The organism is Cryobacterium sp. PH31-AA6 (assembly GCF_030063195.1).
Taxonomy (GTDB): Bacteria; Actinomycetota; Actinomycetes; order Actinomycetales; family Microbacteriaceae; genus Cryobacterium.
Genome location: NZ_JASISS010000003.1, coordinates 72,426 through 93,271, shown reverse-complemented (window position 1 = coordinate 93,271; position 20,846 = coordinate 72,426). Strand labels below are relative to the sequence as shown.

Annotated in this window: 21 protein-coding genes; 9 read left to right on the top strand and 12 right to left on the bottom strand. The window is 69.3% G+C overall.

Annotated features, from left to right (window positions below):
* Window positions 1–32: 32 nt before the first annotated feature.
* On the bottom strand, window positions 33–902 hold the full coding sequence (efeU, locus tag QMG61_RS03810; RefSeq protein WP_283493007.1) for an iron uptake transporter permease EfeU: 870 nt from the start codon (window positions 900–902) through the stop codon (window positions 33–35).
* Window positions 903–1,041: 139 nt separating this feature from the next.
* Here efeU and QMG61_RS03805 point away from each other — a divergent pair, with 139 nt between their 5' ends.
* From QMG61_RS03805 to QMG61_RS03790, 4 genes are all read left to right on the top strand, one after another.
* Window positions 1,042–2,082 (top strand): PIG-L deacetylase family protein, encoded by a 1,041-nt coding sequence (locus QMG61_RS03805; RefSeq protein WP_283493006.1) that lies wholly within the window; start codon window positions 1,042–1,044, stop codon window positions 2,080–2,082.
* 36 nt (window positions 2,083–2,118) lie between these two features.
* Window positions 2,119–2,436, top strand: coding sequence for a ferredoxin (gene fdxA, locus QMG61_RS03800; protein ID WP_134510615.1), 318 nt, complete (start codon window positions 2,119–2,121; stop codon window positions 2,434–2,436).
* Between the two features lie 10 nt (window positions 2,437–2,446).
* Window positions 2,447–3,547, top strand: coding sequence for a succinyldiaminopimelate transaminase (gene dapC, locus QMG61_RS03795; protein WP_283493005.1), 1,101 nt, complete (start codon window positions 2,447–2,449; stop codon window positions 3,545–3,547).
* Window positions 3,548–3,770: 223 nt separating this feature from the next.
* The gene (locus QMG61_RS03790) at window positions 3,771–5,081 is read left to right on the top strand and encodes a citrate synthase (RefSeq protein ID WP_283493004.1); all 1,311 of its coding nucleotides are present in this window, start codon (window positions 3,771–3,773) and stop codon (window positions 5,079–5,081) included.
* 36 nt (window positions 5,082–5,117) lie between these two features.
* Here the strand turns inward: QMG61_RS03790 and QMG61_RS03785 are convergent, their stop codons facing one another.
* Together QMG61_RS03785 and dapD are read right to left on the bottom strand one after the other, a co-directional pair.
* Complete coding sequence (locus QMG61_RS03785) at window positions 5,118–7,736, bottom strand: penicillin acylase family protein (protein ID WP_283493003.1); 2,619 nt, start codon at window positions 7,734–7,736, stop codon at window positions 5,118–5,120.
* Window positions 7,737–7,780: 44 nt separating this feature from the next.
* The gene (gene dapD, locus QMG61_RS03780) at window positions 7,781–8,761 is read right to left on the bottom strand and encodes a 2,3,4,5-tetrahydropyridine-2,6-dicarboxylate N-succinyltransferase (RefSeq protein ID WP_283493002.1); all 981 of its coding nucleotides are present in this window, start codon (window positions 8,759–8,761) and stop codon (window positions 7,781–7,783) included.
* Window positions 8,762–8,778: 17 nt separating this feature from the next.
* On the opposite strand from dapD, the gene dapE reads away from it, so the two are divergent.
* The 3 genes from dapE (at window position 8,779) to QMG61_RS03765 (ending at window position 11,354) form a co-directional block, all read left to right on the top strand.
* A complete protein-coding gene (dapE, locus tag QMG61_RS03775) occupies window positions 8,779–9,873 on the top strand; it encodes a succinyl-diaminopimelate desuccinylase (RefSeq protein ID WP_283493001.1) in 1,095 nt (364 codons plus the stop codon).
* Window positions 9,849–11,114, top strand: coding sequence for a glycosyltransferase family protein (locus tag QMG61_RS03770; protein ID WP_283493000.1), 1,266 nt, complete (start codon window positions 9,849–9,851; stop codon window positions 11,112–11,114). Before dapE ends, QMG61_RS03770 begins: the two co-directional genes overlap by 25 nt.
* Before the next feature lie 63 nt (window positions 11,115–11,177).
* Window positions 11,178–11,354 carry a DUF3117 domain-containing protein gene (locus tag QMG61_RS03765; protein ID WP_134365588.1) on the top strand — a complete coding sequence of 59 codons (177 nt, stop codon included), beginning with the start codon at window positions 11,178–11,180 and terminating at the stop codon, window positions 11,352–11,354.
* 88 nt (window positions 11,355–11,442) lie between these two features.
* Here QMG61_RS03765 and QMG61_RS03760 read toward each other — a convergent pair whose 3' ends face one another.
* Entirely contained in the window at window positions 11,443–12,075 is a 633-nt protein-coding gene (locus QMG61_RS03760) for an O-methyltransferase (RefSeq protein ID WP_134510621.1), read from the bottom strand.
* A gap of 86 nt (window positions 12,076–12,161) precedes the next feature.
* On the opposite strand from QMG61_RS03760, the gene QMG61_RS03755 reads away from it, so the two are divergent.
* Window positions 12,162–12,554, top strand: a complete 393-nt coding sequence (locus QMG61_RS03755) for a twin-arginine translocase TatA/TatE family subunit (protein WP_283492999.1) — start codon at window positions 12,162–12,164, stop codon at window positions 12,552–12,554.
* 15 nt (window positions 12,555–12,569) lie between these two features.
* On the opposite strand, the gene QMG61_RS03750 is transcribed toward QMG61_RS03755, so the two are convergent.
* From QMG61_RS03750 to QMG61_RS03735, 4 genes are all read right to left on the bottom strand, one after another.
* Window positions 12,570–12,800, bottom strand: coding sequence for a biotin/lipoyl-containing protein (locus QMG61_RS03750; protein ID WP_283492998.1), 231 nt, complete (start codon window positions 12,798–12,800; stop codon window positions 12,570–12,572).
* Window positions 12,797–13,855, bottom strand: a complete 1,059-nt coding sequence (locus QMG61_RS03745) for an alpha-ketoacid dehydrogenase subunit beta (RefSeq protein ID WP_283492997.1) — start codon at window positions 13,853–13,855, stop codon at window positions 12,797–12,799. Before QMG61_RS03745 ends, QMG61_RS03750 begins: the two co-directional genes overlap by 4 nt.
* Window positions 13,852–14,886 (bottom strand): thiamine pyrophosphate-dependent dehydrogenase E1 component subunit alpha, encoded by a 1,035-nt coding sequence (locus QMG61_RS03740; RefSeq protein ID WP_283492996.1) that lies wholly within the window; start codon window positions 14,884–14,886, stop codon window positions 13,852–13,854. The genes QMG61_RS03745 and QMG61_RS03740 overlap by 4 nt, the downstream gene beginning before the upstream one ends.
* 129 nt (window positions 14,887–15,015) lie before the next feature.
* A complete protein-coding gene (locus tag QMG61_RS03735; protein WP_283492995.1) occupies window positions 15,016–15,783 on the bottom strand; it encodes an IclR family transcriptional regulator in 768 nt (255 codons plus the stop codon).
* Between the two features lie 156 nt (window positions 15,784–15,939).
* On the opposite strand from QMG61_RS03735, the gene ppk2 reads away from it, so the two are divergent.
* Complete coding sequence (gene ppk2, locus QMG61_RS03730) at window positions 15,940–16,830, top strand: polyphosphate kinase 2 (RefSeq protein WP_283492994.1); 891 nt, start codon at window positions 15,940–15,942, stop codon at window positions 16,828–16,830.
* On the opposite strand, the gene QMG61_RS03725 is transcribed toward ppk2, so the two are convergent.
* From QMG61_RS03725 to QMG61_RS03710, 4 genes are read right to left on the bottom strand one after another with little or no spacing between them, the layout of a single operon-like run.
* Window positions 16,827–17,681, bottom strand: a complete 855-nt coding sequence (locus QMG61_RS03725) for a hypothetical protein (RefSeq protein ID WP_283492993.1) — start codon at window positions 17,679–17,681, stop codon at window positions 16,827–16,829. The genes ppk2 and QMG61_RS03725 overlap by 4 nt on opposite strands.
* Window positions 17,682–17,720: 39 nt before the next feature.
* On the bottom strand, window positions 17,721–18,890 hold the full coding sequence (locus tag QMG61_RS03720; RefSeq protein WP_283492992.1) for an Mrp/NBP35 family ATP-binding protein: 1,170 nt from the start codon (window positions 18,888–18,890) through the stop codon (window positions 17,721–17,723).
* Window positions 18,883–19,500 carry a DUF1003 domain-containing protein gene (locus QMG61_RS03715; protein ID WP_283492991.1) on the bottom strand — a complete coding sequence of 206 codons (618 nt, stop codon included), beginning with the start codon at window positions 19,498–19,500 and terminating at the stop codon, window positions 18,883–18,885. The genes QMG61_RS03720 and QMG61_RS03715 overlap by 8 nt, the downstream gene beginning before the upstream one ends.
* Window positions 19,487–20,818, bottom strand: a complete 1,332-nt coding sequence (locus tag QMG61_RS03710; protein WP_283492990.1) for a magnesium transporter MgtE N-terminal domain-containing protein — start codon at window positions 20,816–20,818, stop codon at window positions 19,487–19,489. Before QMG61_RS03710 ends, QMG61_RS03715 begins: the two co-directional genes overlap by 14 nt.
* Between the last annotated feature and the right edge of the window lie 28 nt (window positions 20,819–20,846).

The window sequence follows — 20,846 nt, the reverse complement described above, 5'->3', positions numbered from 1 at the left end:
AGAGGAAGAGGTCAGGATGCCGGGTCAACCGGTCAGCGCACGGGCTCGGCCACGGGCTCGGTCGCCGGCTCGACCGGGCGAGGCGCGGACCGCACCCGGCCGCCGTTCCGGCTCGCCCGGATGAACAGGCTGAGGCAGATCGCCGTGTACCCGGTCCAGACGACCAATTCGAGCCAGGTCGTCACCGGGGAGAAGTTGAGGGTTCCCTTGAGCAGGGTGCCGAACCAGCTGTCCGGCGGAATCGCCGCGCTCACGTTGAAGGCCAGGCTGTTCAGCCCCGGAAGCACCCCGGCCTCCTGCAGGTCGTGCACGCCGTAGGAGAGCACCCCGGCCGCGACGACGATCAGGATGCCGCCGGTCCAGGTGAAGAATTTCGCCAGGTTGATCCGCAGCATGCCGGAGTAGACCAGCCAGCCCAGGCCGACGGCGCTCAGGATGCCGAGGGCGGCGCCGATGAGGGGCATGGTGGTCTCCCCGGTGGCCTGCACGGCCGCCCAGATGAACAGGGCGGTCTCGATGCCCTCCCGGCCGACGGCGACGAAGGCGACCACGACGAGGCCGACCCCGGCCCCGAGCAGGGAACGGTCGATGCTGCCGCGGAGGTGGCCGGACAGGTCCCTGGCCGTGCGCAGCATCCAGAACACCATCCAGGTCACCAGCCCGGTCGCGGCGATCGAGAGCACGCCGCCGATGGTCTCCCGGGCGGCGAAGGAGAGGCCGTAGGTGCCGAAGGTGAGGGCCGCGCCGATCACGAGGGCGAGCACTACCGCGAGGCCCACGCCGAGCCAGATCCGGCGAAGCACGTCACGCCGGTCGATTTTGACGACGTAGGCCACGAGGATGGTCACGATCAGGGCCGCTTCGAGGCCTTCGCGCAGGCCGATCAGATAGTTTGCGAGCACGGGACTTCCTGGGGATCGGGGAGCGCTGACAATGGTAAGGCTTACCTAAGTAAGGGTACTCTAACTTCGACGTGGCCGTCCTGTCCAGCTAGGGTTCTTCAGCGGGCGTCTGTCCGCCGCCTACCAGGGGAGCCCAGCCATGGTCATGTCCGGCAGCGGAGAAAGCGTCGTGTTCGTGCACGACCGTCCCGGTGACGAGGCGCTGCTCACCGGCGGCACGATCGCCCGACTCCGCGCCGATGGCGCCGATGTCGTGGTCCTGTTCGGGGTGCGGGCCGCGGGGGACACCGGCGAGGACCCTGCTGCCAGCGCCGACGTGCGCGCCGCCATGGCCGGCCTGGGCGTGAGCGACTGGCGGATGCTGGCGGCGCCGACACCGGCCGGCAACACCGGCGAAGCCGCCGCCGACGATCTCCGCGCTCTGACCGCCCATCTGGCCGACGTGCTGGACGAGGTGGGCGCAACCGCCCTCGTGCTCGGCGCCGACGACGTCCGGCTACGGGCCGCCGCGACCGAGGCCGCCCACACGGCGGGTATCCCCATCTTCCGGAGCATGCGGGTCTCCGGTGCGATCGGCCAGCGGGTGATCGCCATCGACATGAGCGACCACGTGGACGTGAAGCTGCGGGCCGTCTCCGCCTACCCGGGGCGTTGGCGAGTGACGGACCACACCGTGTGCCCGACGGTGCCGTCGGCCGCCACCTTGACCGGTACCGGCGGTATGACCGCCGCCGGCACGGTCATCGGCGGGACCGAGACCTACGTTCGCCTTCCCCCGCACCCGGCCGCGGCGGAGCCAGCGCCCGGCCCGGGTGCCCGGGCGCTGGCCGGACTGCTCGCCTTCGTTGTCGGCGTGGTCTTCGGCGTCCTCGGCACGATCGCGCACCAGGCGACGATCGCGATCGGCCCCGTCGTCATCCCGATCGGGCTGGTCCTCTCGCTCGCCGGGGTGACCGCGCTGCTGGCCGGACTGCGCCTCGTCGTCGGCGACCGGCTGATCGTGCTGCTTGCCGCGATCGGCCTGCTCGGCACGATCTTTCTGCTGTCGCTGCGCAGCGCGGGCGGCTCCGTGCTCGTGCCGGAGGGCCTGCCCGGCACGCTGTGGACGATCGGGCCGACCCTGGTGGCCACGGTCGTGCTCGCCTGGCCGCGAATTCCGGCCCGGCACGGTTCGGCATAGGATTGGACTTCCGCTCGTGAAGGGAGCTCGTCACCCGTGACCTACGTCATTGCCCTACCGTGCGTCGACGTGAAGGACCGCGCTTGCGTGGACGAATGCCCCGTCGACTGCATCTATGAGGGCGACCGCTCGCTCTACATCCACCCCGACGAATGCGTCGACTGCGGAGCCTGCGAACCCGTCTGCCCGGTCGAAGCGATCTACTACGAAGACGACGTGCCCGAACAATGGGCCGAGTACTACAAGGCCAACGTCGAATTCTTCGACGACGTCGGATCCCCCGGCGGCGCGGCCAAGGTCGGCGTGATCCACAAGGACCACCCGATCATCGCCGTCCTGCCGCCCCAGGTGTAACCGTCCATTGTTGAAGCCGCTGCCCGACTACCCCTGGGACCAGATGGTGCCCTTCGCCGAGCGGGCACGCGCCCATCCGGACGGTATCGTCGATCTGTCGATCGGTTCGCCGGTCGACCCGACGCCCGCGGTCATCCGGCAGGCGCTCGCCGATGCCACCGACGCGCACGCCTACCCGCAGACCGCCGGCACCCCGCAGCTGCAGTGGGCCATCATCGAGTGGTATGCCCGGCGCCGCGGCGTGCTCGGCCTCACCGAGGCCAATGTGCTGCCGACCATCGGGTCCAAGGAACTGGTGGCCCTGCTGCCGTTCATGCTCGGCCTCGGCGAGGGCGACACGGTCGTGCACCCCGTCGCCGCCTACCCCACCTACGCGATCGGCGCGGCGATGGCCGGTGCGGATGCCGTGGCCGCCGACAATCCGGCCGACTGGCCGGCCACCACGAAGTTGGTCTGGCTGAACAGCCCCGGCAACCCGGACGGGAACGTGCTGACGGTCGCCGAGCTGCGCCAGGCGGTCGACCGGGCCAGATCGCTCGGCGCTGTGATCGTCTCGGACGAGTGCTACGCCGAGCTCGGTTGGGCCGGAGACTGGCTGACCGACCCGATTCCCAGCATCCTCGACCCGCGGGTGATCGGGACCGACCGCCGCGACGTGCTCGCGATCTATTCCCTGAGCAAGCAGTCGAACATGGCCGGCTACCGTGGCGCGTTCGCGGCCGGGTGCGCCACCGTGCTCGGCAGGCTGCTGACCGTGCGCAAGCACGCCGGACTGATGCTCCCGGCTCCGCTCCAGGCCGCCATGGTCGCGGCCCTGGGCGACGACGCCCACGTTGCCGAGCAGAAGGAACGCTACCGGGCACGTCGCGAGATGTTGTTGCCGGCGGTCGAGGCGGCGGGTTTTCGGATCCAACGCAGCGAGGCCGGGCTGTATCTGTGGGCTTCGGAGGGGCGCGACGCCTGGGAATCGATCGGGCGGCTTGCCGACCTGGGCATCCTGGCCGGTCCGGGCCCGTTCTACGGTGCCGGTTCCGCGCAGCAGGTGCGTTTCAGTCTCACCGCCACCGATGAGCGGATCGCGGCCGCCGCGGAACGGCTGAAGGGCGCCTGACCGAACCGAAACCGGGCCTCGAGCCCCGCAGCGCCGCCGGCCAGGGCTTGTGGATAATCACCAATGAAATCAGGGCATTCCTATCGGATGCAACAGTAGGCGGTTGAGCCGATTAGGCTGTATCAGCGTTGACGTCTCTAGCCACACCGGTGTGCTGTGTAGAAGACCGCGCGCCGAGAGGCAGTGATACTCAGTGACACTCAGTGATACCCAGGGAGCCGCCGTGAGCGAACACGCACAGCGAACACCGTCCATCGACCCGCAACAGGCCAGACTGAGCTTCCCCGGAGGGTCAGCCGAATTCCCGATCGTGCGCGGCACGGCCGGCGCATCCGGCCTGGACATCTCAAGCCTCACCCGCCAGACCGGCCTGATCACGCTCGACTCCGGGTTCGTCAACACCGCAGCGACGCGGTCGGCGGTCACCTTCATCGACGGCGAGAAGGGCATCCTGCGCTACCGCGGATACCCGATCGAGCAGATCGCGCAGAACTCCAACTTCCTCGAGACGGCCTGGCTGCTCATCTACGGGGCGCTGCCCAGTGCGAGCGAACTCGACGCCTTCGACCAGCGCATCCGCCGGCACAGCCTGCTGCACGAGGACCTGCGCGGGCTCTTCGACGTGCTGCCGTACAACGCGCACCCCATGGCGGTGCTCTCCTCCGGCGTGTCGGCGCTGGCGGCGTACTACCAGGACTCGCTCGACCCGAAGGACCCGATCCAGGTCGAACTGGCCACGGTGCACCTGCTAGCCAAGCTCCCGGTGATGGCGGCCTACGCCTACAAGAAGAGCATCGGTCAGGCGTTCCTCTACCCGGACAACTCGCTCGGCTACGTCGACAACTTCCTTCGGCTGATCTTCGGCACGCTGGCCGAGCCGTATCAGGTCAACCCCGTCGTGAGCAAGGCGCTCGAGCGTCTCCTGATGCTGCACGAGGACCACGAGCAGAACGCGTCGACCTCGACCGTCCGTCTCGTCGGCTCGACCGAAGCGAACCTGTTCGCGTCGGTGTCGGCCGGGATCAACGCCCTCTCCGGCCCCCTGCACGGCGGCGCGAACGAGGCCGTGCTGAAGATGCTCGGCGAGATCAAGGCATCCGGCGAAGGCGTGGAGAAGTTCGTCGAACGGGTCAAGAACAAGGAACAGGGCGTGCGCCTGATGGGCTTCGGCCACCGGGTCTACAAGAACTACGACCCGCGGGCCACCCTGGTCAAGGAGAGCGCCGACGAGGTTCTCGCCGCCCTGGGCGTCAAGGACGACCTGCTCGACATCGCCAAGGAACTCGAGCACATCGCGCTGAACGACGACTACTTCCGGGAACGCAAGTTGTACCCGAACGTGGACTTCTACACCGGCGTCATCTACAAGGCGATGGGATTCCCCACGAGCATGTTCACCGTGCTCTTCGCGATCGGACGCCTGCCCGGCTGGGTGGCGCACTGGCGTGAGATGAACGAGGACCCGACGACCAAGATCGGCCGTCCGCAGCAGCTCTACATCGGCTCGCCCGAGCGCGACTTCCCGCACCGCTAGCAAGCAGGGGCAATCAGGGCGGGGCCGGGGCGATGCCTACGGTCCCGCAGTGAGTCGCAGGGTGTCCGTTGCGGACGCCCGCACGGCGGCGAGCGAGAACGGCCAGGGCCTGGTCTCCTGGTGCTGCCAGAGCGCGGTCTGGTCGTCGTAATTCGGGTGGAACGCGTGCCCCGAATTCCCGGTCAGGTTCAGCCAGGTCGAATCGTCCCAGTCGGCCAGGCTGACCACCTGGCGCATCGAGGGCACCCAGTTGACCGTGTAGCCGATCGTGGCATCCCAGCCGACCGCGTCGATCACGGATGATCCGCCCGCCAATTCGTACGGCCCACGGTTGAACAACCACTCAAGCGGGGCGATGCCCGACTTGCCGAAGCTCGCGTTCGTGATCTCGAGGGTGTGGATCTTTCCCCAGCGCCAGAGCGACGGGTCGGAACCCATCAGCCGCTCGCCCTCGAGCGCGGCCTGCAAGAGTGCACGCTCGAGCATGCCGTCCCGGCTCGCGGAACCGACCCTCGCGTTCTTCCACCAGGGCGAGTCCGGGGTGTCGAGCAGGCCGATCACCACCGAGTAGGCGCGGTCGCCGCCGGCGAGCCGGGTGGACTCCGGGAGCCGGGTGTTGAACAGGTCGACCAGCAGGTTGCGCCAGACGATGCTGAAATACGCGGCTGCGGCGCTGTCGCTCTCCAACCGGTAGTCCCAGCCGTCGAACAGGGCCAGGGCCGCCCTGGTTCGGGTGGTGGGCTTGAGCGTCTGCAGCACGGGCACCAGCCGGGCGGCGAGCGGGCTGTAGGTGTCGGCCTGGATCTCGCTCATCATGGCCGGGGTCATCGGCGTGCCGGCGTCGATCAGCGCCTGCACTCGTGCGGTGATCTCGGTGGCCCGGTAGCCCAGGTCCCAGTCCGCCGTGATCAGGTAGGGGTAGTCCGGGCCGACGGGGGCGTTGTTCGCGGTCACGATGAAGCCGCTGGCCGGGTTGAGGGACTGCGGCAGCGCGTCGAAGGGGATGTAGCCGTCCCAGCCGTATTCGCTCGTCCACCCCGGCACGGGGACCGTGCCGTCACCGGCTCGGCGGATCGGGATCAGTCCGGGCGCCTGATAGCCGATATTGCCCTCGACGTCCGCGTAGACGAGGTTCTGCGAGGGAACATCGAAGAGTGAGGCCGCCTGCCGGAACGTCGCCCAGTCGGTGGCAGCGCCGAGCGCGAAGATGGCGGTCGCGGTGTGTCCGGGCGACAGGGCGGTCCACTGCAGCGACAACTCGTAGGTGGTCCCCGCGTCACTGGGCTCAGCGCCCGTGGTGTCCGCGCCGGCGGCCGGTAGATCGACGGCATCCGGGTAGTCGGCCGCGATGGCGGGGAAGGCGCTGCCCGTGAGCCCGCTCACGATCGGCCCGTGCCCGGTCGACCGAATCGTGATCCTGACCGGGTCGCCGCCGGCGACGCTGATCTTTTCGTTGCGCACCTGGATCGGTGTGGCCACGCCGTCGTACTCGTAGCTGTCGCCGGTGACCTTCTCGAGGTAGAGGTCGGCGACATCCGGGCCGAGGTTGGTGAAACCCCAGGCGATCTTCGCGTTGTGGCCGATGATGATCCCCGGCAACCCGGAGAAGCTGTAGCCGGCGAGATCGAACGGGCACTCTGCGGTGACCGCGGCGCACCGGAGCCCGACCTGATACCAGACCGACGGCATCACGGGGCCCAGATGAGGGTCGTTGGCCAGGATCGGCTTGCCGGTCGCGGTGTGCGCCCCGGAGACAACCCAGGAGTTGGACCCGATCTCCCCTCCGGCCGGGCCGAGCAGCTCGGGCACCGCGGCGAGCGTGCGGTGAAGGCCGGCCAGGGACGACACCAGCGCGGCCTCAGCACCGGCCTCAAGGGCCGGCGCTGCCGGGGCCGTGGTGGTCGCCGCCGCGGCCGCCACGGGAGCACCGGCCGGCATCCCGCCGACGATGGTCGGGTGCGCGGCGTACGGGTAGCTCGGATGCAACTGGGCCACCTCGGCGGGGGTGAGGTTGCCGGCGAGCTGGGCCCGGTCGATCTCGTCGTCGAGATTGGAGCGCAGGTCCCAGGCCATCGCCTTCAGCCAGGCAACCGAGTCGGCCGGAGTCCACGGCTCGACCGTGTAGCCCGGGTTCTGCACGGCGAGCACCGCGTACTCGACGGACAGGTCCGCGCCGGCGTGGCCGGCCAGATAGGCGTTCACGCCGTCCGCGTAGGCCTGGTAGTAGCCCAGCGTGACCGGGTCGAGCAGCGCGACCTCCGCCTCGGCCACGGCCCGCCAGCCGAGGGTGCGGATGAACGTGTCGGTGCCGACCTGGCTCCTGCCGAACAGTTCCGCGAGCCGTCCGCTCGTCACGTGCCGGCGGAAGTCCATCTCCCAGAACCGATCCTGGGCGTGCACATACCCCTCGGCCCTGAACAGGTCGCCTGCGCTGCCGGCCACGATCTGCGGGATGCCGGCCTGGTCGCGGTACACGGTCACGTCCGCGCCGAGCCCCGGCAGCGTCGCCTGCCCGGACAGGGTCGGGAACGAGCGGGTGACCGTCCACACGCCCAGCCCGGTGACCACCAGGGCAAGGCTGAGCACGACCGCGAGCACGGCGAGGGCGGACCTGATCCTGCGGTGGCGCCTGCTGCGCGGTGCGTCGGTTCCCACATCACTCCTTCGTGACTGGCAGCGTACCCCCGGGCGGGGAGCGGCTAGGCGTGCAGCTGTTCGTTCAGCAGGATGCCCGTGCCGCTGCGCTGGAGCACCTCGACCGCCCCCGACACCGAGTTACGCCGGAAGAGCAGGCCAGGAACCCCGGACAGCTCGACGGCCTTCATCGTGGGCGCCTTGCCCTCGGCCGTGCGCGGCTGGTCGGGCAGGGTCACCTTGGTGCCCGCGGTCACATACAGCCCGGCCTCCACGACGCTGTCGTCACCGATGGAGATGCCGACGCCGGAATTCGCGCCGAGCAGCGCGCGCGCGCCGATGGCCACCCGTTCGGTGCCGCCACCGGACAGGGTGCCCATGATCGAGGCCCCGCCACCGATGTCGGCGCCGTCGCCGACGACGACACCCTGGGAAACACGGCCCTCGACCATCGAGGTCCCGAGGGTGCCGGCGTTGAAATTGACGAACCCCTCGTGCATGACCGTCGTGCCGGGGGAGAGGTAGGCGCCCAGGCGCACCCGCGAGGCATCCGCGACGCGCACCCGGTCCGGGGTGACGTAGTCCAGGAGGGGCGGGAACTTGTCGATCCCGGAGGCCTGGATGCCGGCGCGCTGCAGCGCGGGACGGAGCCGGGCGAAGTCGGCCGGCAGCATCGGACCCGCGTTGGTCCAGGCCACGGTGGGGAGGTGGCCGAAGATTCCGTCGAGGTTGATGCTGTTCGGGAGCACGAGAAGGTGGGACAGAAGGTGCAGGCGCAGGTAGGCATCCGAGGTGCTCGCCGGGGCGGTGGCCAGGTGGATCTCGACGGTGACGGCCTCGACCCGCACGGCCCGGCGGGGGTCCTCTCCGGCGAATTCCTCCAACTCGGATGGCACGATCCAACGGTCACGGCCGGCCGGCAGTGTGCCGAGTCGGGGCGTCGGGAACCAGGTGTCCAGCACCGTCCCGTCACCGGCGACCGTGGCCAGGCCATACCCCCAGGCGTTGACGGGGACGATGGACTGCGGGGACACGGCGGTGATCATGGCTCTAGATTAGTAGAATGCCCCTCAACCTGATCACCCTGGACCTGTCCGCCTCCTCGATCGACCTCACCAGGGCGATCTGCGATATCGAGTCGGTATCCGGCAATGAGACGGCCCTGGCCGACGCGATCGAGCAGGCCCTCTCCGGGCTCGAACACCTCGAAATCATCCGAGACGGTGACACCGTCGTGGCTCGCACGAACCACGGCCGGGCGCAGCGCGTGGTCATCGCCGGGCACATCGACACGGTCCCGCTCAACGGGAACTTGCCGACCCGGTTCGAGACGCGCGACGGCGTCGACTACCTCTGGGGCCGCGGCACGGTGGACATGAAGGCCGGCGTGGCGGTGCAGCTCAAGCTGGCCGCGGAGCTGACCGACCCCACCGTCGACGTGACCTGGATGTGGTACGACCACGAGGAGGTCTCCGACGAACTGAACGGCCTCGGCCGGCTCGCCCGCAACCGCCCCGACCTGTTCGTCGGCGACTTCGCCATCCTCGGCGAACCGACCAACAGCCAGGTCGAGGGAGGCTGCAACGGCAATGTGCGGATCGAGATCCGCACCTTCGGCCTGCGGTCCCACTCGGCGCGCAGCTGGGTGGGCGACAACGCCATCCACAAGGTCGCCCCGATCCTCGACGTGCTGGCCGGCTACCAGGCGCGCGAGGTCGAGGTTGAGGGTCTCGTCTACCGTGAGGGCCTGAACGCCGTGGGCATTTCCGGCGGTATCGCCGGAAATATCATCCCCGACGCGTGCATGGTGCACGTCAACTACCGCTTCGCGCCCAGCCGGTCCGGTGCCGAGGCGGTTGCGCACCTCACCGAGCTGTTCGGCGAGTACGAGATCACCGTGGTCGACATGGCCGAGGGCGCCCGCCCGGGCCTCGACGCGGTTCTGGCCCAGGAATTCCTCGTCGCCGTCGGCGGCGAGGCCCGCCCCAAGTACGGCTGGACGGATGTCGCCCGTTTCTCCGCCCTCGGGATCCCCGCCGTGAACTATGGACCCGGTGACCCGCTCAAGGCCCACGCGGACGACGAGCGGGTGGCCCTGCACCAGATCACGGAATGTGAGGACGGCCTCCGTTCGTGGCTGACCGCAACCGCAGGCTGACCCCGGACGCTCCGGCGGTCTGGTCGCGGCCGGCGGTCTGGTTCCGGCCGGCGGTCTGGTTCCGGCCGGCGGACTGGTACCGCGCGGCGCCGTGGTGGGCCAGGGTCGCGGCGATCTGGGCGGCATCCCGGGTGGTCACGACCACGCTTGTGCTGCTGCTTGCCCGGGTGCAGGGCGCGAACCCGTGGACCGCGGCGAGCCCGGGCTACGCCGACTTCGCGAACATCTGGGACGGACGCTGGTACAACATCGTCGCGGTGGCCGGCTACCCGGCCGTGCTCCCGGTCACGGTCGACGGGCACATCGCCGAGAACGCCTGGGCGTTCATGCCCGGTTACCCGGTGATGGTGCGCCTGCTGATGATCGTGCTCGACCAGCCGTGGGCGCCGATGGCCGTGCTCGTCTCCGTCGCCTTCAGCCTGGGCAGCGCCCTGCTCTTCTACCGGCTGATGCTCCGGGTGCTCGGCGAGTCGACGGCCCTGTTCGCCGCCGTGCTGTTCTGCGTTGCCCCGCTGTCGCCGATCCTGCAGTTCGGCTACGCCGAGTCGATGCACCTGTTCTTCCTCACCCTCGCCCTGCTCCTGCTGTTGGAGCGGCGGTACGTGCTGCTCTTCCCGGTGATCCTGGTGATGGCGTTCACCCGGCCGAGCGGGCTCGCCTTCGCCCTGGCCATCGGGCTGCACCTGGTGCAGCGTTGGCTCAGCAGGGGCAGGGACCCCTTCCCGGTCGTGGAGCGGGTGACGGTGCTATTCGTGGCCGGATTCAGCGCGGTCTGCGGGCTGGCCTGGCCCGTCATCGCCTGGGCGGTGACCGGGTCGATGACGGCGTACACCGACACAGAGCTGGCGTGGCGGTCGGCGTACATCGGCGACCAGGAGCTGGTGCCGTTCACGGCCTGGTTCCAGTCCGGGGTGTGGTGGCTGGGGATGCCGCTGGGCATCGTCGTCGTTGCCGCCCTGATCCTCGGCTTCGCGGCCCTGTTGTTCATCTCTCCGGTGCGCCGGCTGGGCGTCGACCTGCGGTTCTGGCTGGCCGCCTACGCGCTCTACCTGCTCGCGGTGTTCTTCCCTCAATCGAGCACCTTCCGGCTGCTGATACCGCTGTTCCCGCTGCTCGGTGCCGTTGCCCTGCCGAGGAGCCCGGTCTACCGGGTGCTGGTCGTTCTGCTCTTCATCGCCGGCCAGATTGGCTGGCTCCTGCTCTGCTGGGGGGTCGACGGAGCGGACTGGACACCCCCCTAATTACTGTCTGACGCCTCGATGGTCGATAATGGAAGTTCAGACGAATGAATGGAAGGGGAGTTCATGGCGGCCATGAAGCCAAGGACCGGAGACGGGCCAATGGAGGCTGTAAAGGAGGGGCGCCTCATCATCGTGCGTGTTCCGCTCGAAGGTGGAGGCCGACTTGTCGTCTCCGTGAACGACGCTGAGGCCAAAGAGCTTCACGATGCGCTGGCCGGTGTGGTCCAGTCGACCGTATAGCCTGTTGCGATCGGCTGCGCAGTTCTGCTGCGCAGCCGATTTTTTTTGCCCTGACCCCCTCGGCCGGCCGGCGGGCGGGCCGAGGGGGTCAGGCCCGGATCTTGGTGATCTGGAGCAGACCGTCGCCGACGGGCGACAGGGCGCTGATCACCGCGGTTGACCCGGCGATCTCGGCGAGGAGGGTGCGGAAGCCGGTGGCCACATCGTCGCGCTGCGCCGGGTTGGCGACGCGTCCGCGCCAGAGGGCGTGGGCGACGAGCACCGTTCCGCCCGGTCGCGCCAGGCGCAGGCCGTGCTCGACGTACTCGATCACCGATTGCGGGTCGGCGTCGACGAAGACGATGTCGTAGGAATTCTCGTTCATCCGCGGAAGCACCTCGGCCGCCTTGCCGGTGATCAGGCGCACCCGGTTCGAACGGATGCCGGCCTCGGCGAAGCTCGCCCGCGCGTGCTGCTGGTGGTCGACCTCGGTGTCGATCGAGGTGAGTGTTGCGCCGGGCGCGCCGGTGAGCAGCCAGATCCCGGAGACGCCGGCCCCCGTGCCGACCTCGAGGATGCTGCGGGCGCCGGTCGCCGCGGCGATCACGGCCGATTGCGCTCCGACGGCAGGGGAGATCGCATCGATTCCCAGTTCGAGGGACTGCTGCCTGGCCCTGGCCACAGCGTCGGACTCGACGACGGAATCGTCGGAGAACTTCCAGTTCAGATCTTTGTCAGACAAGCGCAACTCCAGTAGGTGATTGACTCCAGCCTAGAGGCGCGGCCGCGCTGGTCGGGGGAGGCCTCGCCGGGGGTTATTCTGAGGGAATGTTTGGTCTGACGTTCGAGAAGATCCTCCTCATCGGGATCGTCGCCGTCTTCCTGCTCGGACCGGAGAAACTTCCGCACTACGCCTCCCAACTCGCGCGCCTGGTCAAGCAGCTCCGGAACATGGCGAACGGTGCCAAGGAACGGATGCGCGACGAGATGGGGCCGGAGTTTGACGACGTCGACTGGAAGAAGCTCGACCCCCGCCAGTACGACCCGCGCCGCATCATCCGTGAGGCCCTGATCGACGACGACGGCGAGGTGAAGGCGCAATCGGCGACGGTGTCCCGGGCCGTACCGAACCCCGACGGCGCATACCTGCAGCGCAAGCGGGCCCGCGAGAAGGCCCTCTCCGCGCCCCAACCCGCCCCGTTCGACTCCGAAGCCACCTGACCGCGCCCTGGCCGGTCAGGCAATGTTCGCGATCGGTGTGCCCTGTGCCACCTGGGCGCCCTCGTCGACGAGCAGGGTGATCAGCCCGCCGGTTTCGGGGTAAACCTCGGCGTCGACCTTGTCCATCGCGACCTCGGCGACCAGGGTGCTCGGCTGCACCTGCTCGCCCGACTCGACGAACCAGGTCACCAGCACCCCGGTCGCGTCGTCATCGTCGGACATCCGGGGGAAGAGGATGTCGGTCATGTTGCCATCGCGTCCCGCACGGCCTTTTCGATTCGGGCGGGCGTGGGGAGTACCGCGTATTCCAGCTGGTGGGCGTAGGGAATGGGCACATCGGGAACGCAGACCCGGGCCACGTGCTTGAGCAGGCTCGGGTCCCGTTCGACGACCGCGGCGATGACTTCGCCGGAGAGTCCGAAGGACTGGTAGTCCTCGTCGACCACGATCAGCCGACCGGTTTTCGCGACCGACCGCACGATCGCGTCCCGGTCGAGCGGGACAAGGCTGCGCAGGTCGAGCACCTCGACGCTGATTCCGTCCGCCTCCAGCTTCTCCGCCACGTCCAGGCTGTGATGCACCGAGAGCGCCAGCGTCACGATGGTGACGTCGGTGCCCGCCCTGGCGACCCTGGCCTTGCCGATCGGGACGAGATATTCCTCCTCGGGAACGGGCCCGACCGCACGCCGGTTCTTCTGCATCCAGCCCAGGCCCATGATCCCCTTGTGGAACATGAAGACCACCGGGTCATCGGTCTCGATCGCAGCGGTCATCAGCCCCTTCGCGTCGTACGGATTCGAGGGCACCACAACTTTCATGCCCGGAAGGTGCGCGAAAGTGCCCCAGAGGCACTGGGAATGCTGGGCTCCATCGGAGTACCCGCCGCCGGTTGCCGTCATGAGCACCATCGGGACGCGCACGTTGCCGCCGGACTCATAGTGGATCTTGGCCATGTGGTTGTAGATCTGGTCCATGCAGACGCCGAAGAAATCGGCGAACATGAGCTCGACGATCGGACGCATGCCCTCCACGGCGGCACCGATGCCGAGCCCGATGAACGCGGTTTCCGAAATCGGGGTGTCGAGGATCCGGTCCGGGCCGAACCGTTCGATCAGCCCGCTCGTCGACGAGAAGATCCCACCGTACGGGCCGACATCCTCGCCCATCACGAACACCGAGTCGTCCCGGTCCATCCGCTGCGCGATCGCCTCCTGCATGGCCTTGGCGGTGGACAGCCGGCGGGAGCCGGCGTCGGGCTCGATCGGGAGCTCGAGCGGTCGGGCGGAGATCGTGTCGGTCATGAGGGTGCTCCTTCGGAGAAGACGTAGTCGAGATGATCGAGGGGGTCGGGAGTGGCCGAACCGCGGGCGAAATCGACGGCATCCTCGACCTTCTCGACGGCCGAGGCCCGCATGGCTTCGTACGCGGCGTCGGTGAGCACGCCATCGGCGAGCAGGGTGTCCCGGTACCGGGGGATCGGGTCGTGCTCCGCCACGGTCGCCAGCTCCGGGCGGTATCCCTCCGCGTCGCCCTCGAAGTGGCCCCACAGCCGTAGGGTGTGCACCTCGATCAGGGTGGGACCCTCGCCGGCCCTGGCCCGGGCGACGGCGTCGGCCGCGGCCGCGTAGACGGCCTCCACGGAGTTGTCCTCGACCCGCACGCCCGGCATCCCGTAGCCCGCGGCGCGGAGCGCATTCGAGGGGACCGAGGTGGCACGGTTGCGAGGCACCGAGATTCCCCAGTCGTTGTCCTCGACGACGAAGACCACCGGCAGCTTCCAGAGCGCGGCCAGGTTGAGCGATTCGTGGAACGCGCCCTGGTTGGCGGCGCCCTCCCCGGTCACCGCCACCGCCACCCTGTCGCTGCCGCGGCGTTTGAAGGCGAAGGCCTGGCCCAGGGCCGGGGGAAGCCCCTCGGCGATGATCCCGGAGCAGGAGAAGTGGGTGCTCGGGTCGAACAGGTGCATATGACCGCCCCGGCCGTGGCCGAGCCCGGTCTCGCGACCGAAGATCTCCGCCGTCATCGGCCGCAGGGCAACGCCGTGCGCGATGGCGACGTGGTGCGGTCGGTGGGTCGCGGTGAGGGCGTCGTCGGCGCTCAGGTGGGCGCACACGCCCGCGGCGACCGGTTCCTGCCCGGCCGAGAGGTGCATTTCGCCGGGAATCAACCCCGCCCCGATATCGAACGCCGGTTGTTTGTCCGCGTAGTACTCCCTGCGGATCGCCTCCTCGTACGTTCTGATCAGGACCATGGTGTTGAGCAGTCCCCGGCGGACCTCATCCGTCAGGACCTGCGAGTGGCCGGTCAGGGACTGTGTATGGGTGGGCGTCATTGCTTCTCCTCCAGCGTTCTGCGGCGAGCGTCCCGCGGCGACCACCGCGCGGAAGTCGGTGGTGCGGCATCGGATCGCTTCTCAAGCGCAGGGTAAGCCGGACCGCGCGGCGCAGGCAGCGGGCGGATTTCAGATGGTGAACTTGGGCCGGGTCGCGCCGCCCAGTTGGTTCGCGAGGGTGCTCGCGGCCGTGCGCAGTTGGCGGCTGATCGCATCCAGCCCCGTGTCGAGCCGGTCGAGGGACACCGTGACGGCCAGGGCGGCGATCACGCCCGGTGCCCGCACCGGCACGGCGACGCAGGAGTGTCCGAGCCGGTATTCCTCACGGTCGACGGTGGATTCGCTGCCCCGCCGGAGATGGTTGAGTTGGGCGCTCTGGCCCGCGCGGGGCCTCGGGGTCACACGCACGGGAGGGTGCCGGGTGAGGTATTCCGCCCGCTGCTCGCGGCTCAGCTGGGCCAGGATCTGCCGGCCGAGGGCCGTGGAACGGGCGCCGTCGGCGAGCCCGGCCCACAACTCCGGGCGGGGCGCTCCCGTGTGGTCGACGATGTCGACCAGTCGTACCTCGCCTGCGCTGAACCGGGCGAGGTACGCCGTCGCCTCCTGCTCCGCCGCGACCTGACGGAGGGTCTGCCGCACCACGGCGAGGAAGACGCCGGCGTGCTCTGCGCCGCGCAGCCCCGGGAAATGCTGCCCGAGCACCAGCCCGTCGGGTTCGGCGGCGAGGTAGCCCTCGTGCACGAGCGTGCGGGTGAGGTTGTAGGCCGTGCCGAGGCTCAGGCCCGCCGCGTTTGCGATGGCCTTGACCGGCAGCGGGCGGGTGGCGGCGGCGACGATGTCGACCAGCTTCAACGCGCGTTGCACGGAGGAGATGAGGGTCTGGCGATCCTGTGGCATCTGGCTTCCGATCGGATTGCTCTTCGGAACAGGATAGACAGGCTCCGGCGCACCGGCTAGGGGTTGCGGGAGCGCGATCCGGGGTGGCGCACTCGAGCGCGGTCGGCCGACACACCGCGAGTGCTGAGCACTACGCTGGGGCCAGGAAAGGTGCTCATGTCGAACAAGCCCGTGAAGGTCAAACGGATGAACAAGGCGCTCTACGAGTCGGAGCTTCGTCGGCTGCAGACCGACCTGGTGTCGATGCAACAGTGGGTCAGGGAGTCTGGGGCCCGCGTCGTCGTCATCTTCGAGGGTCGGGACGCGGCGGGTAAGGGCTCCGCCATCAAACGAGTCACCGAGTACCTCAACCCCCGCAGCGCCCGGATCGTGGCCCTGCCGGTGCCGACCGAGCGCGAGCGCGGCCAGTGGTACTTCCAACGCTACGTGGAGCATCTGCCCTCCACGGGGGAGATCGTGCTGATGGACCGCTCCTGGTACAACCGTGCCGGGGTCGAACGGGTGATGGGGTACTGCACGCCCGACGAGTATCGCCGGTTCCTGCACCAGGCTCCCCTCTTCGAACGGATGCTGGTCGAAGACGGCATCCTCCTCGTCAAGTACTGGTTCTCGGTCTCCGACCACGAGCAGGAGGCCCGGTTCCGTTCGCGGCAGAACGACCCGATGCGCCGGTGGAAACTCTCGGAAACCGACCTGTTGTCGATCACGAAGTGGGTGGACTACTCCAAGGCGAAGGACGAGATGTTCGTGCACACCGACATTCCCGAGGCCCCGTGGTGGGTGATCGAGAGTGATGACAAGCGCGCCGCCCGCCTGAATGTGATCAGCCACCTCCTGTCGATCGTGCCCTACGAGCATCGCGAGCCGCCGGCCGTGACGATCCCGCACCGGCCGACCGGGTCGGACTACGAGCGGCCGCCGCGGGAACTGAACCGCCCGGTGCCCGACTATGTGGCGGCGCTCGCCGTGGCCGACGGTAAACCGAAGCCCTCGAAGGCCGCAAAGGCCGCAAAGGCCGAGAAGGCCGAGAAAGCAGACAAGGCCTAGCCGCAGCGGTCGGCAATCCAGGCGTAGAGCCGGGCCCGCAACGCGTCATCGACGGCCAGATCCCAGTCTCCCGAGCGTTGCGGTGCCCCCGGCCCGACAGCGACGTGCACCCTGAGCGGGAACACGGTGCCGCGCTTGTCCTCGGCGATCGCGTGCGGGTCGCAGCGGGTGGGTCGCAGGGCGAGGGAGAGGCGCGCGGTCGGAGTGGTTGCGTCGAGGGTGCGCCCGACCGGCCAGTCGAGTCCGTCGGCGGAGGCGAGGAGCACCGTGGCGCCCACCTGGTCGATCGTGACGGTGCCCGGCGCGCCGGTCGGCGTGAGCGCCAGGTCGAGCCAGGCGCGGGACGCCGGGCCGGTGCCGTCGACCCGGAGCTCAGGGGACACCGCAACGCTCACAACGCCGGTCAGCGCCTCGGCCAGGCAGTCCTCGTCCTGGATCCGGTCGAGGGCGCCGCTGTCATCCACCGCGGGAAGGGTGGCGCTGCCGCTGCTGCCACTGGGTCCGACCCAGTCGAGGGTGACCGTGTCCAGAGCGACCGTGTCGGTCGGCGCCGTCAGATCGGTGCAGCTGGTGGGTGCCAGGTGCACGCGCAGGTCGCGGGTCATTCCCGGCTCGAGCCGCAGACGCGTGGTCCAGACGGCGGCGGCGATAAACCGGGTGGAATCGAACCGGGCGGAACGCAGATCGAGCGAGGTCGGGCCCGCGTTGCTGACGCTGACCTCGAGCACCCGGTCGGCGTAGTCGAACCGATTCTGGAAGATCCGCACGGTCACGCCGGCTGGCGGGCCCTGGGCGGTGGCGCAGCCGGAGAGGGAGGCAAGAAGGCACGCGACAAGCAGCGCCGCCGGCATCCGGCGGGATGCTTCTGGTCGACGGCGCGCTCGCACGGGCTACCTCGGCGAGATACCCAGGCTGCGGCCGGCCAACCCGCGGGCGCGGGTCGCGAGCCGGTCGGCGACGGCCTGGATGGCGATCGCCGCCGGGTCGAGGGGGTCACCCAGCACGACCGGTACCCCGGTGTCCCCGCCGCTGCGGAGCGGCACGCTCAGCGGAACCTGTGCGAGCAGCGGCACCGGGGTCTCCTGGCCGTCGCCGAGCCGGCGGGCGACCTCGGCGCCGCCGCCCGAGCCGAAGATGTCGAGAACGGTGCCGTCCGGCTGCACGATCCCGGCCATGTTCTCGATCACGCCGTAGATCGTCTGCCCGGTCTGTCGGGCCACCACGCCGCTGCGTTCCGCGATGTCCGCGGCGGCGGGCTGCGGGGTGGTCACGACGATGACGTCGGCCTGGGGGAGCAGCTGGCCGACGGAGATGGCCACGTCGCCCGTGCCCGGGGGAAGGTCGAGCAGCAGGACGTCGAGGTCGCCGAAGTAGACCTCGGTGAGGAACTGGTTGATCGTGCGGTGCAGCATCGGGCCGCGCCAGGCGACGGCCACGGAGGAATCGTCGACGAACATGCCGATCGAGATGACCTTCACGTCGTAGGCGATCGGCGGCAGGATCATGTCACCGACCTGGGTCGGTTTCACCGCCGTGCCCTTGTCGCTGCCCGGAGCCGGGGGCCCGATCAGGCCGAGCAGTCCGGGGATGGAGAAGCCGTAGACATCCGCATCGACGATGCCGACCCGCAGCCCCCGCGCGGCGAGGGCGACGGCGAGATTCGCGGTGATCGTGGACTTGCCGACACCTCCCTTGCCGCTGGTGATGGCGTAGACGCGGGTGAGCGAGTCCGGCCCGAACTGGCTGGTGCGTGCGCCCTGTCCGCCGCGGAGCTTCTCGGTCATGGCGCGGCGCTGCTCGCGGGTCATCACGGTGACGTCCACGCTGACCCGGCCGGCGCCCGCCACGGACTCGGCGGTTTCACGCACGTCGCGTTCGATCTGGCGGGCCGCCGGGCAACCGGCGATGGTCAGCCGGAGGCCGACCGTGGTGTGCCCGTCCGCGGCGACGTCCACCCCGGCGACCATGTCGAGCTCGGTGATCGGGCGGCGGATCTCGGGGTCGATCACGCGCGCGAGGGCGGCGAGAACCGCCTCGCGGGTGGGCTGCGCATCATTCACTCCGTGGACGCTCCTCGCTGCGGCGGCGCTCGGGCGCCGGGTCGTGATCGTGGTCGCGCTCGCCCTTGCGGCCGCGCTTGCGTTCGCGTTTGTCCTGGTCTTCGCGTTCCTCCAGGTTTTCGAGCAGTGCCCGCAGCTCGGCGCGGAGGAAGTCACGGGAGGCCAGGTCCTTCATCCCCAGGCGCAGCGCAACGACCTCGCGGGCGAGGTATTCGGTGTCGGCCAGGTTGCGCTCAGCGCGCTGCCGGTCCTGCTCGAACTGCACCCGGTCGCGGTCGTCCTGCCGGTTCTGCGCCAGCAGGATCATCGGCGCCGCATAGGAGGCCTGCATGGACAGGACCAGGGTCAACGCGATGAAGCCGAGCGACACCGAGTCGAAGCGCCAGGCCTGGGGTGCGAGCGTGTTCCAGGCGATCCAGCCGACGGCGAAGAAGGTCAGGCCGAGCAGGAACCAGGGCGTTCCCATGCCGCGGGCGATCGCCTCGGTGAAACGGCCGAACCGGTCGCTGCTCGGGCGGTTGCGGTTGAGCTTGCGCTTGCGGCCGAGGGTGGCCGTGCGCAGCCCCTTGGGCGAGTCAAGACGGAGATCCGATCGGTTAGCTCGGGCCATTGCCGGTCCTCCGTCCGTGGTTCAGCGGGATGCTTCCCGTTCGTAGTTCGGTGCGCGCGGCGGCGCGGCGGCGCACGTCGTCGTTTTCGTCGTGACTTCGCCAGTCGTCGGGTAGCAGATAGTCGAGGACATCGTCAATCGTCACCACCCCGACGAGTCGATAGTTGTCGTCGACGACGGGCACGGAGACGAGGTCGTAGCTGGCCAGGATGCGGGTGACCTCCGCCGCCGAGGTGTCCGCGGACACGGGATCGAGGCCCTGGTCGAGCAGCGTGCCCAGGCGTTCGTGGGGCGGGTAGCGCAGCATCCGTTGGAAGTGCACCATGCCCAGGAAACGGCCGGTCGGCGGTTCGTAGGGCGGCAAGGTGACGCAGATCGCCGCGCCGAGCGCGGGGGCGAGGTCGTGGCGGCGGATCAGCGCGAGTCCCTCGGCGACCGTGGCGTCGGCGGAGACGATGATCGGCTCCGTCGTCATCAGGCCGCCGGCGGTGTCCGGGGCGTAGGTGAGCAGGAAGCGCACATCGTCGGCCTCCTCCGGCTCCATCAGGTCGAGCAACTGCTCGCCGTGCTCCTCCGGCAGCTGCGCGATCAGGTCGGCGGCGTCGTCCGGCTGCATGTGGTCGAGCACGTCGGCGGCGCGGGCGTCGCCGAGCCGGGTGAGGATGCCGACCTGCTCGCGTTCGGGCATCTCCTCGAGCACGTCCGCGAGCCGGCCGTCCGGCAACTCGCCGGCAACCTCGTACATGCGCTCCGGAGGCAGGTCGAGCAGGGTGTTGGCGAGGTCGGCGGGCTTGAGGTCGGAGTAGGTGGCGATCAGCTGTTCGGCGGACTGGGCCTGGCCGGCCGTGGCGTGCTCGCGCACCTCGTTCCAGGCGGTGAACGCCGTGGCTCCCTTCGCAAACAGGGACAGGCTCGTCTTGGGCCGGCGCACGAAGAGCTGGGCGATCGCCCAGCCGCCCTGTGCGGACTCCTCGATCGAGACATCCTCCACGGTCGCCTCGCCTGAGCCGTCGTTGAAGACCACCGTGCGGCCGAGCATCTCGGCGATCACGCGCACCTCGCCGCCGCGCTGCTCGAAGCGGCGCACGTTGATCAGGCCGGTGGTGATGATCTGGCCGGAGCCGATGCTGGTCACCCGGCTCATCGACACGAACACGCGTCGTTTGCCCGGAATTTCGACGATCAGGCCGACCACGAGGGGCGGATCGTTTTTTCGGTAGACCACCAGCACGTCGCGTACCTTGCCGACGCGGTCGCCCGCGGGGTCGAAAACGGTACACCCGGCCAAACGGGCAACGAAGACTCTGGTGGCACTCACAGTACAAATCTAGGCCACCTTCAGGGAA

Coding starts and splice junctions, on each gene's coding strand:
- ppk2 (WP_283492994.1), top strand. CDS start 15,940: ATGTCGAACAAGCCCGTGAAGGTCAAACGGATGAACAAGGCGCTCTAC.
- QMG61_RS03805 (WP_283493006.1), top strand. CDS start 1,042: ATGGTCATGTCCGGCAGCGGAGAAAGCGTCGTGTTCGTGCACGACCGT.
- QMG61_RS03765 (WP_134365588.1), top strand. CDS start 11,178: ATGGCGGCCATGAAGCCAAGGACCGGAGACGGGCCAATGGAGGCTGTA.
- dapE (WP_283493001.1), top strand. CDS start 8,779: ATGCCCCTCAACCTGATCACCCTGGACCTGTCCGCCTCCTCGATCGAC.
- QMG61_RS03725 (WP_283492993.1), bottom strand. CDS start 17,681: ATGCCGGCGGCGCTGCTTGTCGCGTGCCTTCTTGCCTCCCTCTCCGGC.
- QMG61_RS03755 (WP_283492999.1), top strand. CDS start 12,162: ATGTTTGGTCTGACGTTCGAGAAGATCCTCCTCATCGGGATCGTCGCC.
- QMG61_RS03715 (WP_283492991.1), bottom strand. CDS start 19,500: ATGGCCCGAGCTAACCGATCGGATCTCCGTCTTGACTCGCCCAAGGGG.
- QMG61_RS03735 (WP_283492995.1), bottom strand. CDS start 15,783: ATGCCACAGGATCGCCAGACCCTCATCTCCTCCGTGCAACGCGCGTTG.
- dapD (WP_283493002.1), bottom strand. CDS start 8,761: ATGATCACCGCCGTGTCCCCGCAGTCCATCGTCCCCGTCAACGCCTGG.
- QMG61_RS03750 (WP_283492998.1), bottom strand. CDS start 12,800: ATGACCGACATCCTCTTCCCCCGGATGTCCGACGATGACGACGCGACC.
- QMG61_RS03740 (WP_283492996.1), bottom strand. CDS start 14,886: ATGACGCCCACCCATACACAGTCCCTGACCGGCCACTCGCAGGTCCTG.
- QMG61_RS03745 (WP_283492997.1), bottom strand. CDS start 13,855: ATGACCGACACGATCTCCGCCCGACCGCTCGAGCTCCCGATCGAGCCC.